14 protein-coding genes and 1 tRNA gene are annotated in these 13860 nt (G+C 38.8%); 10 read left to right on the forward strand and 5 right to left on the reverse strand.

The window, feature by feature from the left end:
* Positions 1–53 precede the first annotated feature (53 nt).
* The 7 genes from OLW01_RS02935 (at position 54) to OLW01_RS02965 (ending at position 8653) form a co-directional block, all read left to right on the forward strand.
* Entirely contained in the window at positions 54–2876 is a 2823-nt protein-coding gene (locus OLW01_RS02935; RefSeq protein ID WP_268075134.1) for a DNA translocase FtsK, read from the forward strand.
* A gap of 2 nt (positions 2877–2878) precedes the next feature.
* Entirely contained in the window at positions 2879–3514 is a 636-nt protein-coding gene (gene lolA / locus OLW01_RS02940) for an outer membrane lipoprotein periplasmic chaperone LolA (RefSeq protein ID WP_268075135.1), read from the forward strand.
* Entirely contained in the window at positions 3498–4847 is a 1350-nt protein-coding gene (locus OLW01_RS02945; RefSeq protein WP_268075136.1) for a replication-associated recombination protein A, read from the forward strand. Before lolA ends, OLW01_RS02945 begins: the two co-directional genes overlap by 17 nt.
* Positions 4840–5226, forward strand: a complete 387-nt coding sequence (crcB, locus tag OLW01_RS02950) for a fluoride efflux transporter CrcB (RefSeq protein WP_268075137.1) — start codon at positions 4840–4842, stop codon at positions 5224–5226. Before OLW01_RS02945 ends, crcB begins: the two co-directional genes overlap by 8 nt.
* 44 nt (positions 5227–5270) lie before the next feature.
* On the forward strand, positions 5271–6563 hold the full coding sequence (gene serS, locus OLW01_RS02955; RefSeq protein ID WP_268075138.1) for a serine--tRNA ligase: 1293 nt from the start codon (positions 5271–5273) through the stop codon (positions 6561–6563).
* Between the two features lie 88 nt (positions 6564–6651).
* On the forward strand, positions 6652–6795 hold the full coding sequence (locus OLW01_RS02960; RefSeq protein ID WP_268075139.1) for a hypothetical protein: 144 nt from the start codon (positions 6652–6654) through the stop codon (positions 6793–6795).
* Between the two features lie 214 nt (positions 6796–7009).
* A complete protein-coding gene (locus OLW01_RS02965; protein ID WP_268073583.1) occupies positions 7010–8653 on the forward strand; it encodes an IS1634 family transposase in 1644 nt (547 codons plus the stop codon).
* Positions 8654–8890: 237 nt separating this feature from the next.
* Here OLW01_RS02965 and OLW01_RS02970 read toward each other — a convergent pair whose 3' ends face one another.
* The 5 genes from OLW01_RS02970 to OLW01_RS02990 all read right to left on the reverse strand — a co-directional run bounded on the left by OLW01_RS02970 (position 8891) and on the right by OLW01_RS02990 (position 11099).
* Positions 8891–9223, reverse strand: coding sequence for a TusE/DsrC/DsvC family sulfur relay protein (locus OLW01_RS02970; RefSeq protein WP_268075140.1), 333 nt, complete (start codon positions 9221–9223; stop codon positions 8891–8893).
* 12 nt (positions 9224–9235) lie between these two features.
* Positions 9236–9493: a DsrH/TusB family sulfur metabolism protein gene (locus OLW01_RS02975; protein ID WP_268075141.1), complete on the reverse strand. Its 258-nt coding sequence runs from the start codon at positions 9491–9493 to the stop codon at positions 9236–9238.
* Positions 9494–9522: 29 nt separating this feature from the next.
* On the reverse strand, positions 9523–9882 hold the full coding sequence (tusC, locus tag OLW01_RS02980) for a sulfurtransferase complex subunit TusC (RefSeq protein WP_268075142.1): 360 nt from the start codon (positions 9880–9882) through the stop codon (positions 9523–9525).
* On the reverse strand, positions 9882–10271 hold the full coding sequence (tusD, locus tag OLW01_RS02985; protein WP_268075143.1) for a sulfurtransferase complex subunit TusD: 390 nt from the start codon (positions 10269–10271) through the stop codon (positions 9882–9884). Before tusD ends, tusC begins: the two co-directional genes overlap by 1 nt.
* 159 nt (positions 10272–10430) lie before the next feature.
* Entirely contained in the window at positions 10431–11099 is a 669-nt protein-coding gene (locus OLW01_RS02990; protein WP_268075144.1) for a Bax inhibitor-1/YccA family protein, read from the reverse strand.
* A 320-nt stretch (positions 11100–11419) separates the two neighbouring features.
* Here OLW01_RS02990 and OLW01_RS02995 point away from each other — a divergent pair.
* The 3 genes from OLW01_RS02995 to OLW01_RS03005 all read left to right on the forward strand — a co-directional run bounded on the left by OLW01_RS02995 (position 11420) and on the right by OLW01_RS03005 (position 13653).
* Positions 11420–11510, forward strand: a tRNA-Ser gene (locus OLW01_RS02995).
* 194 nt (positions 11511–11704) lie between these two features.
* The gene (locus OLW01_RS03000) at positions 11705–12817 is read left to right on the forward strand and encodes a sensor histidine kinase (RefSeq protein ID WP_268075145.1); all 1113 of its coding nucleotides are present in this window, start codon (positions 11705–11707) and stop codon (positions 12815–12817) included.
* Positions 12817–13653, forward strand: a complete 837-nt coding sequence (locus OLW01_RS03005; RefSeq protein ID WP_268075146.1) for a LytR/AlgR family response regulator transcription factor — start codon at positions 12817–12819, stop codon at positions 13651–13653. Before OLW01_RS03000 ends, OLW01_RS03005 begins: the two co-directional genes overlap by 1 nt.
* Positions 13654–13860: the final 207 nt, after the last annotated feature.

A 13860-nucleotide genomic window follows, 5' to 3' on the forward strand; every position in this document is an offset into this window, starting at 1 on the left:
AAACAATTTTGTAGTATTCGTCAATTTATTAAACGTTAAGGTATAAAAATAGTTTGAATCGCATCAAGCCAAAGCAATCATTAACAGGTATTCAGCGCTTACTGGAAGTTGGGTTAATTACCTCAGCTGGCTGTGCCTTATTTATTCTCATATCACTTATTTCATTTAATCCACTGGACCCAAGTTGGAGTCAGTCCGGTTATAACGTGCCCATTCATAATTTAGCTGGGGCCGCGGGTGCTTGGCTATCGGATTTATTGTTTTTCTTTTTGGGCTTTGTTGCTTATTTAGTCCCTATTTTCATCGCTTTTATTGGTTGGGCGATATTTCAGCAAAAACCAAACTTTTTTGAAATTGACTATTTAGCGCTGGGTTTACGAGTAATTGGCTTTGTTTTATTGCTAATTTCAAGTACTTCTTTATCTAGTTTAAATTTTGTTGATTTATTTGACTACTCATCAGGCGGCTTATTGGGTGATTTAATTAGTCAGTCGATGCTGCCTTATTTTAATTTTGTTGGCACAACCTTATTGTTGCTTTGTTTTTTCTGCACAGGCATTACGTTACTGTTTGGCGTGTCTTGGTTGTATTTGGTTGATAAAACCGGTGAATATTTAATTTTTGGCGGCGAATATACTTGGCAAAAATTGAAAGCTTTTACGCAAGGTGAATTTAAAGCGAGCAAAGAATCAACTGAAGATGAAGCTTTTGTAATCGAACTAAATGATGATGAAGCGGATAAAAAACAAGCTAAGCAAAAGGGCGTTGCTAAGCTCAACTATCGCCAAGATAAGCAAAAAGTCGAGTCAAATTCAGAATCTAATGATGCAGCACTGGCAAATGATTTTTTTAATCAATTTGCTAATGAACCAACTGATGAACCTGAAATGACCTTTTCTGCTGAAGCTTCAATGGAAGCTGATCGCCAACAACACGCGGATGAAAAACCAAGTGGTATTAGTAAATGGCTTAAGCGAGCTAAACCTAGTAAATCAGAGAATGAAACTCAGCAGAATAAACAAGCGGATGAAAAGCGCGATTTAAATAATGATTTTATTGAACCTGTGATTGGCGATTTGCCTGAAGTCGACGATGACGACATGCAAACACGGTTACCGCTAGGGCAGCAACAAGGCAAACAAAACGATTCGGTGAGCGCTGTGCAAGAAACCAGTTCACATGTCGTTAGTTCAAAACAAGCGTCACAAGATTCGCCATATAATCAAGCTCAGCCAAGCGCCCAGCCAAAAGCCAATACCAGCTCGCCTACCTCAAACGGAGCAGCTCAAGAGCAGAACAAAAAGCCGCTGTCGCCTGCGCACCAGCAATTAAATGAATTAATTCAGGCGAGTATGGAAAAAGAGCAACAGCCGACAACCGTCTTACCATCATTTGAGTTGTTAGATAGACCCGATAAAGCACAAAATCCAATTACTCAGGAAGAAATGGATGCTGTGAGTGCTTTAGTCGAAGCCAAATTATTAGATTTTGGGGTGCAGGCTAAAGTGATGGGGATGTATCCAGGACCTGTGATTACTCGGCTTGAATTAGATTTAGCACCTGGAGTCAAAGTTTCTAAAATTACCAATTTATCAAAAGATATAGCGCGCTCGTTATCAGCTGTGAGTGTGCGTGTAGTTGAAGTTATTCCGGGTAAATCTTATGTGGGGTTAGAGTTACCAAATAAACACAGAGAAATTGTTCGTTTATCAGAAGTAATTGAAGGCCATGAATTTGATAAAGCTAAATCGCCATTAACTATGGTGCTTGGGCAAGATATTGCAGGTAAACCTGTGGTGGTTGATCTTGCAAAAATGCCTCATTTGTTAGTAGCTGGTACAACGGGTTCGGGTAAATCGGTTGGCGTTAACGTGATGATTTTAAGCTTGTTATATAAATCAACGCCGGAAGATGTTCGTTTAATTATGATCGATCCCAAAATGTTAGAGTTATCAGTTTATGAAGGCATTCCTCACTTATTATGTGAAGTCGTTACCGACATGAAAGAAGCCTCTAACGCCCTGCGTTGGTGCGTTGGTGAAATGGAAAGACGTTATAAATTAATGTCTGCCTTAGGTGTTAGAAACATGAAAGGCTATAACACCAAAATTAATGATGCGATTGAAAACGGTAATCCGATTCGCGACCCTTTATGGAAGCCAGGCGATAGCATGGACGAAGAAGCTCCATTTTTAGAAAAACTCCCAGCCATTGTCGTGGTTATCGATGAATTCGCCGACATGATGATGATAGTGGGTAAAAAAGTGGAAGAACTAATTGCTCGCATCGCTCAAAAGGCACGAGCCGCTGGCATTCATTTAGTGTTGGCAACTCAGCGTCCATCGGTTGATGTGATTACTGGCTTAATTAAAGCGAATATCCCAACGCGAATGGCGTTTCAGGTTTCATCTAAAATCGACTCACGAACTATCTTAGATCAGCAAGGGGCGGAAACCTTATTAGGGATGGGGGACATGTTATATTTGCCTTCGGGTACAGGGGTACCAACTCGGGTGCATGGTGCTTTTGTTGATGATCATGAAGTGCATGCGGTCGTAGCTGATTGGAAAGACCGTGGCACACCTGTTTACATTGATGGTATTTTAAATGGTGATTCATCTGAAGAAACTTTATTGCCGGGCGAACAGGCTGAAATGATGGCAGATGAAGAATCAGATCCTATTTATGATGAAGCCGTTGCTTTTGTAACTGAAACTCGCAAAGTTTCAGTCTCTAGCGTTCAACGTAAATTTAGAATCGGTTATAATAGAGCCGCCCGAATTGTGGAACAAATGGAAGCGACTGGGGTCGTAACTACAGCCGGTCATAATGGTGCGCGTGAAGTTTTGGCGCCACCACCACCTAAATTGGATTAATCATGCTAAAAAAAATTAACGTTATCTTTCTTGTATTAGTGAGTTTTATCAGTTTTCAATCAAATGCAATAGCCAATAGCGCTGCAGAATTACTAAAACAAAAACTAGGGCAGCTATCAGGATTTAGTGCTCAATTTGAACAGGAGGTTACCGACAGAGACGGACAAGTAGTCCAGCAATCGCACGGTTATGTTGAGCTTATTCAGCCCGACAAATTTCGCTGGGTAACTGCAGAACCAAATGAAAATACGCTTCAATCAGATGGTGAAACCGTTTGGTTTTATGACCCTTTTGTTGAACAGGTAACTGCATATTGGTTAAAAGATACGATTCAATCTAATCCTATTTTACTGTTGCTAAAACCAAATTCAAATGCATGGGACGCTTATCAAATTAGCCAGCAATCAGAATCTGTGTTTAGCATCTCAACGCAGGATGAACAAAGTCAGGTAGTGCAAGTTAAACTAGTCTTATCTAATAAAAATGCGCTATCTAGCTTAAGTATATTAGATAAGCAGGGGCAAACCAGCGTTTATCGTTTTAGTCAATTTAGCGCCCAGCAAGCTAGCGATTTTAGTGATACTCATTTTAATTTTGAATTGCCAGCTGGTGTTGAGTTAGATGACCAACGACAATGAAGCCAATCTATTTGACAGTGTAAATGCACCACTAGCTGCACGAATGCGGCCAACAAAGCTGGAACATTATATTGGTCAATCACATATTTTAGCGCCGAGTAAACCTTTATATAAAGCGATTACGGCAGGTCGAGTTCATTCATTAATTTTATGGGGTCCACCAGGCACGGGTAAAACCACGTTAGCCGAATTAATTGCTCGATATGTTGATGCTCATGTTGAGAGACTATCAGCGGTAAATGCAGGGGTTAAAGATATTCGCGCTGCGATTGACGCGGCAAAGCAAACCGCAATGCAAAGTGGTCGAAAAACGGTTTTATTTGTAGATGAGGTCCACCGTTTTAATAAGTCACAGCAAGACGCGTTTTTGCCTTTTATTGAAGATGGTACCGTTATTTTTATTGGAGCCACCACGGAAAACCCTGGATTTGAATTAAACCGAGCTTTATTGTCTCGAGCTCGAGTTTATTTATTAAAAAAACATCAGCCATCAGAACTAAAGGTTTTACTTGAACAAGTCAGGCAAGATCCGAGTAGAAGCGAAAGCGCAGCCAGTTTACTGTTTACCGATAAAATAGCAGACCTACTGATTGATTACGCCGATGGCGACGCCCGGCAACTGTTAAATCAGCTTGAAATATTAACCGATTTAATTGAGCCAAATGTAAGTGGTGAACGAGTTGTCGAAACTCAGCATATTGAAACTCTGTTGCAATACCGAGTCGTTGCCGCTGATAAAGGTGGCGATTTATATTACGATTTAATCTCGGCTTTCCATAAATCGGTGAGAGGCTCGGATCCTGATGCCGCGTTATATTGGTATGCGCGAATGATAACTGCGGGTATTGATCCCTTATATGTTGCTAGACGGTTATTGGCCATTGCCTCGGAAGATATTGGCAATGCTGATCCCAGAGCAATGCAAATTGCCATTAACGCTTGGGATTGTTTTACCCGAGTAGGTCCAGCCGAAGGTGAACGAGCAATTGCGCAAGCGGCTGTATTTATGGCTTGTGCACCTAAAAGTAATGCTGTGTATACGGCATTTAAAGCCGCACTTAAAGATGCTAAAACGCACGCCAGTTATGATGTACCGCATCATTTACGTAATGCACCAACCTCCGTAAATCAAGCTTTAGGGCATGGAGCAGAATACAGATATGCGCATAATGAAGAAAATGCTTATGCCGCCGGTGAAGTTTATATGCCCGCGGAGCTTAAAGACCAACAGTATTATTTCCCGTCAACACGTGGCCTTGAGAAAAAGATTGGTGATAAATTAGCTTATTTAGCTGAGCTAGATTCAAACAGCAGGCAAAAACGTTATGAATAGCGCAGTTACTTATTTATTTATTGGACTTGGCGGCGCCTTTGGCGCTTGCTTGCGTTATTTTCTGTCGCAATTAATGCTTGTTTGGTTTGGTAAAAGCTTTCCCTTTGGTACACTACTGGTCAATGTCATAGGCTCACTGTTAATTGGTTTATTATATACGCTAATGACACAGGGGTATTTTCAGTTAGTTCCTTGGAAAACATTTATTGGTATTGGCTTTTTAGGTGCATTAACCACTTTTTCAACCTTTTCGATGGATACTTTTTTATTGGCGCAGCAAGGCGATTGGCTTAAAGCTGGTTTAAATGTTGTGCTAAATGTAGGTATTTGTTTAATCGCTGTTTGGTTGGGTAGTAAACTAGCCGGTATCAAAATATAATTGGCTTAAAATTAAAAGATATTAAACAGATAATTGGATAAATAATGTTAGATCCTAAATTTTTACGTAATGACTTGGCACAAACTGCTGAGCGATTAAAAACCCGAGATTTTGTGCTTGATGTTGCGCAAATTGCAGAGTTAGAAGAGAAACGCAAAGCGTTGCAAGTTAAAACTGAGCAACTTCAAAATGAACGAAATGCTCGTTCAAAATCAATAGGTCAAGCAAAAGCCAAAGGCGAAGATATAGCGCCATTATTAGCTGAAGTAGGCGAATTAGGTGAGCAACTCTCACAGGCGAAAGAAGATCTAGCCCAAGTATTAAAAGAATGGGATGCTGCAGTATTATCTATACCTAACTTGCCGGATGAATCTGTACCCTTAGGCGAAAGTGAAGCTGAAAACGTAGAAATCAGTCGCTTTGGTGAATTACCAACATTTGATTTTGAGGTTAAAGACCATGTTGATTTAGCTGAAAACTTAAACAAAGGTTTAGACTTTGAAAGCGGTGTTAAATTATCTGGTTCTCGTTTTGTGGTAATGCGTGGAAAAATTGCACGTATGCACAGAGCGCTGACCCAATTTATGCTAGATCTTCATACTGAGCAGCATGGTTATCAAGAAACCTATGTACCTTATTTAGTGAATTCTGACAGTTTATACGGAACAGGCCAGCTGCCTAAATTTGGCAAAGATTTATTCCACACTCAAGCTGAAACGGAACATGGGTATGGTTTGTCGCTAATTCCAACGGCAGAAGTTCCGTTAACTAATTTAGCGCGTGATGAAATTTATGACGAAGACGAATTGCCTATCAAGTTAACGGCACATACGCCTTGTTTTCGTTCTGAAGCAGGTTCTTCAGGGCGAGATACTCGAGGTTTAATTCGTCAGCACCAGTTTGATAAAGTTGAGTTAGTTCAATTAGTCAAAGCTGAAGATTCATTTGAAGCACTTGAAAACTTAACTCAAGATGCTGAAAAAGTGCTGCAATTGTTAGAGTTACCTTACCGTAAAATGATTTTATGTACGGGTGACATGGGCTTTGGCGCGACGAAAACTTATGATCTAGAAGTTTGGTTGCCAGCGCAAGATTGCTATCGTGAAATTTCGTCTTGCTCAAATATGGTTGACTTTCAATCTCGTCGAATGCAAGCAAGAGTTCGCCGTAAAGGCGCTAAAAAACCAGAACTATTACATACCTTAAATGGTTCGGGTTTAGCGGTAGGGCGCACTTTAGTAGCCATTTTAGAAAACTATCAGCAAGCTGACGGTAGTATTAAAGTGCCAGCTGCATTACAGCCGTACATGGGTGGGCTTGAAGTTATTTCTGGTTAAACATGGCTAGCGAATAGCCTAATTTTTATTGTTGTATTTTATTTGTTGGCAGTTGAGTGAAGGCTGTCGTTACATAGAAGTAATAAAAATGGCAAAAACTAACTCACCAAACGTAACCGCACCAGTGAAACTTTTTTTAAAAATGGTTTACTGGGCAATGATAGGTGCGATTGGCTTAAGTGTTGTATATTTAGCATTTGAAGCTTATTTAGTTTGGTTTTATAGAAACTAATAAGCTCAGCACCGAATGTAGTAATTAAAGCAGTTGCGCGTTTACGCCAGCTGCTTTTTTTGTTTTAGTGCATTTAATTAATTCAATTAATTTAGCCAATCTCAACTCGGATTAAGCCGACATTGATCAGACGATCATTCAATAATTTTATTTTTAGGGATCGTCAGATCCTCTTAAAAAACATAAAATAGCACCTCAATTTAGTGAGGTGAATATGAAATTAAAAATCAAACGGTTAGATCATCATGGCATTGTAGCAGGCGTAATTGACGACTTGAAACTAGTTGAATTAATAGACCAATATTTACCTCAAGATGAAAAGCAAGAGATAACACCAGGTGAAGCGGTTAAAGGCATGATTATGAACGGGTTGGGCTTTTCTAACCGACCTTTGAGCCTCACACCACAATTTTTTGAAAATTTGCCAATGGAGCATCTTTTTAGACAAGGAGTCGAGGCAAGTCACTTTAACCGTCACAAATTAGGACGCACACTCGACCAATGCAGCGACTTTGGTTGTGACAATCTTTTTGCTCGTATTGCCTATCAAGCTTGCCAAATAGAGCAAGTCGACACCCAATTTCAATCTTTAGATACAACAAGTTATTCACTTACAGGCCAATACAATATAGATGATGAACAAGAAGATGAAATTCCAATTCAAATCAAACATGGATACAGCAAAGACCATAGACCTGATTTAAAACAAATCGTGCAAGAGATGATTGTTACGCAAGACGGCGGCGTCCCTATGCTCAGTAAAAATTGGGATGGCAATGCATCTGACAGCACTATATTTAGAGAGCGTGCCAGCGCATTGGTAGATACATTCAAAGCAAGCGATGCCCCCAAATTTTGTATAGCAGACAGCAAATTTTACCACAAAGAAAATGCCGAATTTCTCCAACAAATTCGATTTATCACTCTCATTCCATCCACGATAAAATTAGAAAATCAGTCCATTTCAGAAGCGTTAACGGCCAATGATTGGACACGTATCAACGACAACTATCAATACAGACCGCTTAGAGTTGAGCATATGGATATTGAGCAGCGTTGGCTGGTTGTTTACTCTAACGCAGCAAAAGCACGTGCACAGAAAAGCATCGAAGGTTTAGTGGCTAAAGAGCGCAAAGCATTGGATAAAGCCCTATTTCATTTGCAAGCGCAAAGATTTGCTTGTGAAACGGATGCACAAAGCGCCTTAGCAGTATTAGATAAAAAGCAAAAATACCATAGTTTAAGCATTGCTGAGTGCAACGCACATAATCAATATGAAGGAAAAGGCCGACCCAAAAAAGATGCGGTGGTTCAATCAGTGCAATGGCAACTTATCGGCCAAGTGACCGAAGATAAAGCCGCGCAACAGAATTACGTCGAACAAAAATCTTGTTTTGTATTGGCAACAAATGCCTGTGAAACTGAGTTAAGCGATGAATGCGTTTTTGAGCGCTACAAAGCGCAATCTCATGTTGAGCGAGGGTTTAGATTTTTAAAAGACCCACTATTTTTTGTCTCGTCACTTTTTATAAAAAAGCCAAGCAGAATCGATGCCTTGTTGATGATTATGACGCTGTCGTTATTGGTTTATAGCATAGGTCAAAGACGGTTACGTGCGAATATGGCTAAAGCGCAAGTAACCATTCCAAACCAGATAAATAAACCAATTAGCAATCCAACTTTACGTTGGGTATTCCAGTGTTTTGAAGGTGTAAACCTAGTGCAGCTTGATACCCACTATGACTATGAGTTGGTGCATGTGGATGGGATAAATGACGTGAGGAATAGTGTAATCCAGCAGCTCGCAGGATGTGCTGAACGCTACTATAAAATTAATAATTTTGAGCTTGGGGTCTGATCAATGTCGGATTAAGGGGTATTTTAACTAATTGAATTATCTAATATTATCGCTCTGCATGGTTACTAACAAAAATTTCTTGCGTGGACAAGGCTAATTTACGTACGCGCCAATAGCTAGCCTCGGCTTTAGCTCCAACCACGCTCTACCTCGCAAATCCATGAGATCGGTAAGTGAATATAAAGCAGTCCTCGTGAAAAAGGCCGTTTAAAACATATTCATTAAACCGAGTTTCGGTTAAATACACTTAACTGGTTTAGGTAAACCCGCAATTCGGGTTGCTTGTTTGGCTGGACCTTTTGGAAAAAGTTTATATAAGTACCGGCTATTACCTTTGTCTTCGCCCAAAGATTTTTTTACGGCTTTGACTAAAATACGCATTGCTGGGCTGGTTTGGTATTCAAGATAAAAATTTCTGACAAAATGCACGACTTCCCAATGATTATCTGAAAGTTGAATATTTTCAGCTTCCGCAAATGCCTCAGCTAATGTCTGAGTCCAATCTTGATGGTTTTTTAAGTAGCCGTGTTTATCTAATTCGACTGATTTTAGCGGTTCAGTTTTACACATAATGAATTTGAATTACCATTTTATATTGGTTTGAAACTGGCTTGCTAAATCTACCCAGTCTGTATAGCTAATGAGTTTAACATTATCTTGCACTAAATTAATTGCTCGACTTTTAATGTCATCTGCTAAGTAGCAAATGTTATTGGTGTTGATTTGGTTGTAGACTCCATCTTGGCTAAAAACAACTAAATCATCTTCGGCTAGCAGGCTTGCCAACTCCGATTTTTCATCTGCACTGAGAAGTTGGGTAACGTGATATAAAGTGCTCATATTAATACCTAATATTAAACGAAAATAGTTTAAAAACTTAATACTCTATTTTGTGATTTTAACTTTTGATGCCATTGAGAGGGGGTTAGCACTGTTACATCAATAGCCAGTTGTTCTGGTGTTACATTTAATTGCGCCAAGCTGGGTTGGTAAACATAAACGGCTTCAATGTCGTACAGCTCAAGTAATTTAAATGCAGCCGTATAAGTTTTGCGGCCAGCTGGTTCGCCTGTCAATTCTTTGAGTAGCTGTTGAATACCTAAACCTTTAAAAAATAATTCAACGGGTTGTTCAAATGTTGCCAAGGTGAGGGCAAGTTCTAATCCATCTTGACCCGCTTTATTTTGAAAAGGGGATTGTTTAAATAAAATAGCATGAGTTGGTTGCATTAAAACTGTACCACCTTATCGCATTTGGTTTGTAGCGTGACGTATTCAGCCAAACCTGCAATGGTAAAATTGGGTGCAAGGTTATATTGGCTATGGCCGTGATATTCAGCTTCAGATTGATCTAAAACCCCGCGTCTTTGAGCCGCTGCTGAACAAACTAATAATGGAGTCTGAGTTTTGGCAGCTAGATCACTCCAAGCTTGGGTTAAATCAAATTCATCGCTTGGTTGGGTTCTAAGCTGGTTGGCTATTTGCACTGCATCGCCATAAAAGAACACTGCGGTTAATTGATTGCTTTTATGCTCAATGATGCTGCTCGCAAACTGATAAGCACTAAAGCTCGCCTGGTTATCGGCAGGCGCTGTGATAAAAAGAATAAATTGGGTCATTACGCGGCTGTTATATTAAAAAACATATATCTTATTTTAATCGACATTGAAGCCCGCTACAAAGCCAATTTCATTTTGCCAAGCAAGTGAGTTTATTAGGCAATAAAAAAGCCGAGTAGGGTAACCCATACTCGGCTTTTAAAGCGTTAATTAGAGTGATTAATCATCGTTACCAGCAAATGCCATTAATAATTGTAATAAGCTCACAAAAATATTATAAAGCGATACGTATAAAGTGACAGTCGCTAAAATATAATTGCGCTCACCACCACGAATAATTGAGCTGGTTTGCATTAAAATTGCGCCTGAAGAAAATAGAATAAACATAGCGCTAATGGCTAATGAAATCGCTGGAATTTGTAAAAACAAGTTTGCGATAACCGCCACAATTAAAACCACAAAACCCGCTGTCATCATGCCGCCTAAAAAAGACATATCTTTTTTAGTGGTTAATACATAGCCAGATAATGCGAAGAAAGTTAATGCTGTGCCACCTAATGCCATAACAATTAAATCACTTTGGCCTGCACCAGCAACCATTGAAAGAATTGGGCCTAAGGTGTAACCCATAAAACCTGTGAACGCAAAAACCGATAAAATACCAGCTGAAGAATTAGCTGTTTTATGTACTAAAAACATTAAGCCATAAGCGCCAATTAAAAATACAGCCCAGTGTGGATGAGGTAAGTTCATAGCACCGGTAATGCCAGCAACTAACGCGCTGAATGCAAGTGTCATAGCTAATAACGAATAAGTATTACGTAGTACCTTATTCGTTTCTAAAACTGAAGTACCGCTCTGTTGAGCATAAGTAGTACGATTTTCCATAATAGACCTCTAGTTAAATTTAATTCTTATAAAGCTTCTGTTGATAGATTAGATCGTTAAAAACAGCTTTTGTTCACTCTATGCTACAGAATATTGCACCTGTGTCTATTAATTTCAAGTGTTTTATGACATTTTATGTCTAATGCAGCAGGTTATTTAGAGAAAAGGTTTATTATCGGCTTTTGTTGTGTGTTATTTGTGCTAATTGCGTGTTCTATAACCGAATGAACAGAAAAATAGAAAAAAATTAAATTTGTCCTTTACAAGGGCTCCTAATCTCCTTAATATGCGCCCCGTTCCTTACGGAGCAACCACAATGCGGTGAGGTGGCTGAGTGGTTGAAAGCACTGGTCTTGAAAACCAGCGTACGTTAATAGCGTACCCAGGGTTCAAATCCCTGCCTCACCGCCATTCTCTCTCTTGTTAGTTATCGTTTCTTTATATTATATTTCTTATTTTCAGTCATTTTTAATTCTTTATCTTTTCCGTTTGCCTTAAATTTATTTCTTCTTGTCGCATTATTCGTACTTAATTTGAAAACATAAGTTATGTTTGCAAAATGTTGTATATTGTAAAAATGACTTAGTATGATGAATGCAGCGATTATGAGCGATCAAATTCACGAACAAAATATATTGCAGTTGGAGTCTCAAGCATTCGAGCGACAACGCAAGCAATTCTGGACCCTACAAATTACTGGTTGGTTGGCTTATAGCTTAATTGTTTTTTTCGCTATTGTTCACCCGCAATTTGGTGATCCTGCATTTAATTTAACCGGACAATTGTTTAATTTGGCGGTAGAAACACTCAGTGGTTTTACTTTGTCTTATTTACAATGGATTTTAATTCGTAAAATTGTTCACTTGCCACTTAGGCAAACTTTGAGCTTAAGTTTTTTATCCGCTGCTGCTTTAGGGCTTATTTATAACGTAATTAAACTAGGTAGCTATAAAGTTATTGTTTATCAGCAGCAATGGAACCATGAATGGAGCATGCTAGAGTTTGGTGGTTGGCTGATGTTTTCATTAACGACTATGTTTGTCTGGACCGCTATATTTTTTATCATGCTTTACAATACTAAATTGCAAAAAGAGCATGAAATGCTGTTACGTGCGCAAACTTCAGCAAAGGATGCGCAATTGCAAATGCTTAGATATCAATTAAACCCACACTTTATGTTTAATACCATGAACGCAATTTCTACGTTGATCTACAAAGCTGAAAATGACAAAGCCAACGATATGTTAGACAAGCTGTGTGAATTTTTAAGGTATTCATTGGATAAAAATGCTAAACCTCAAACCACACTTAGCAAAGAACTTGAGCTATTAAATATTTATTTGGCTTGTGAAAAAATTCGCTTTGGTGAGCGTTTACAAGTAGATACTAATGTGGAACCCAGTGTACTTTCATGTAGGTTACCCAGTATGTTACTGCAGCCTTTGGTTGAGAATTCAATTAAATACGCAATTGAACCTCGTAAAGCGGATGGTAAAATAAAAATTAGTGCTCAACCAGAAAATAAGCAATTAGTGATTCAAGTAGAAGATAATGGTTATGGGCAGACGCACAAAGTAAATAAAGGTTTTGGGATTGGCATGAGCAATACGAAAGCGAGATTAGATGCTATGTTTAATGGACAATATACGATTGAGATGCTGGAAAATAAGCAAAAAGGAACCAGTGTGATTATTAAAATGCCCTGTGAAAAAGATTAATGAGCAATAAAATACTAACAGCGGTGATTGTAGACGACGAGCCTTTGGCGCTAGAGGGCTTGAGCTTAAGACTAGCCAAAATTCCTGAAATTAAAGTGATAGGCGAAGCTGAAAATGGCGATCAAGCGATTCAGCTATGCCAGCAGTTACAGCCCGATGTATTGTTTTTAGATTTACAGCTGCCGGGTCTTAATGGAATTGAGGTGGTGCAAGCGCTGCAAGCCGATACATTGCCTATGATTGTATTTGTGAGTGCCTATGGTGAATATGCAATAGATGCGTTTGAACTTAACGCAATTGATTACATATTAAAGCCTGCTAATTTAGGGCGTTTGCAAAAAACAGTTGAAAAAATTTTAGCACGCTCCGCTCCGCAACATAACGAATCTGAAAAATTTAGATTATTAAATGCATTAAAAGAAACTTCAGGTATTTCAGTATCAGAATTAGAAAATTGGTTAAAATCAAGTTCAAACTCGCCATTGCCTACCCAATTTGCAACCGAGCTCGTGATTAAAAATAGCGATAATGAAAAAGTTTTTTTACCTGTTGCAGATATTCGCTGGATAGATGCCGCGGGTGATTATATGTGCGTACACACCAAAAATGAAACCCATATTGTGCGCATTACGATGAAAAAACTAGAACAAGAGCTCGATGATAAAATTTTTAAACGGATCCATAAATCAACGTTAGTGAACATTAACTTTATTCAGCGAATCAAAGGTTTGCGTAATAGTGAATCTATTCTTGAGTTAGGTGATGATGTCCAGCTAAAAGTGAGCCGTAATTATAGCGCCGCGATTCAAGCGCTCATTGAATCCAAACAACTTTAAATTTTTTAACTTTCCCCTTTCATCTTAAATTTAGCTCACTTTGTCGTAATTTATTTCAAAAACTTAGAGTTGCCGCATCCTCAGAGCCATATAGCGCATTTAAATTGAGCTAAAGTTAATTTTATATCAATATTAATTTAACAATCTAATAACTAAAAATAATTTTAATTGTTAAATAACCCTTACGATGGAAATGCCAGTACATCG

Source organism: Catenovulum adriaticum, from assembly GCF_026725475.1.
In the GTDB taxonomy this organism is placed as follows: domain Bacteria; phylum Pseudomonadota; class Gammaproteobacteria; order Enterobacterales; family Alteromonadaceae; genus Catenovulum; species Catenovulum adriaticum.

Excerpts from the sequence above, each read along its gene's own strand:
- lolA (WP_268075135.1), top strand. The coding sequence starts at position 2,879 with ATGCTAAAAAAAATTAACGTTATCTTTCTTGTATTAGTGAGTTTTATC.
- OLW01_RS02945 (WP_268075136.1), top strand. The coding sequence starts at position 3,498 with ATGACCAACGACAATGAAGCCAATCTATTTGACAGTGTAAATGCACCA.
- crcB (WP_268075137.1), top strand. The coding sequence starts at position 4,840 with ATGAATAGCGCAGTTACTTATTTATTTATTGGACTTGGCGGCGCCTTT.
- serS (WP_268075138.1), top strand. The coding sequence starts at position 5,271 with ATGTTAGATCCTAAATTTTTACGTAATGACTTGGCACAAACTGCTGAG.
- OLW01_RS02960 (WP_268075139.1), top strand. The coding sequence starts at position 6,652 with ATGGCAAAAACTAACTCACCAAACGTAACCGCACCAGTGAAACTTTTT.
- OLW01_RS02965 (WP_268073583.1), top strand. The coding sequence starts at position 7,010 with ATGAAATTAAAAATCAAACGGTTAGATCATCATGGCATTGTAGCAGGC.
- OLW01_RS02970 (WP_268075140.1), bottom strand. The coding sequence starts at position 9,223 with ATGTGTAAAACTGAACCGCTAAAATCAGTCGAATTAGATAAACACGGC.
- OLW01_RS02975 (WP_268075141.1), bottom strand. The coding sequence starts at position 9,493 with ATGAGCACTTTATATCACGTTACCCAACTTCTCAGTGCAGATGAAAAA.
- tusC (WP_268075142.1), bottom strand. The coding sequence starts at position 9,882 with ATGCAACCAACTCATGCTATTTTATTTAAACAATCCCCTTTTCAAAAT.
- tusD (WP_268075143.1), bottom strand. The coding sequence starts at position 10,271 with ATGACCCAATTTATTCTTTTTATCACAGCGCCTGCCGATAACCAGGCG.
- OLW01_RS02990 (WP_268075144.1), bottom strand. The coding sequence starts at position 11,099 with ATGGAAAATCGTACTACTTATGCTCAACAGAGCGGTACTTCAGTTTTA.
- OLW01_RS03000 (WP_268075145.1), top strand. The coding sequence starts at position 11,705 with ATGAGCGATCAAATTCACGAACAAAATATATTGCAGTTGGAGTCTCAA.
- OLW01_RS03005 (WP_268075146.1), top strand. The coding sequence starts at position 12,817 with ATGAGCAATAAAATACTAACAGCGGTGATTGTAGACGACGAGCCTTTG.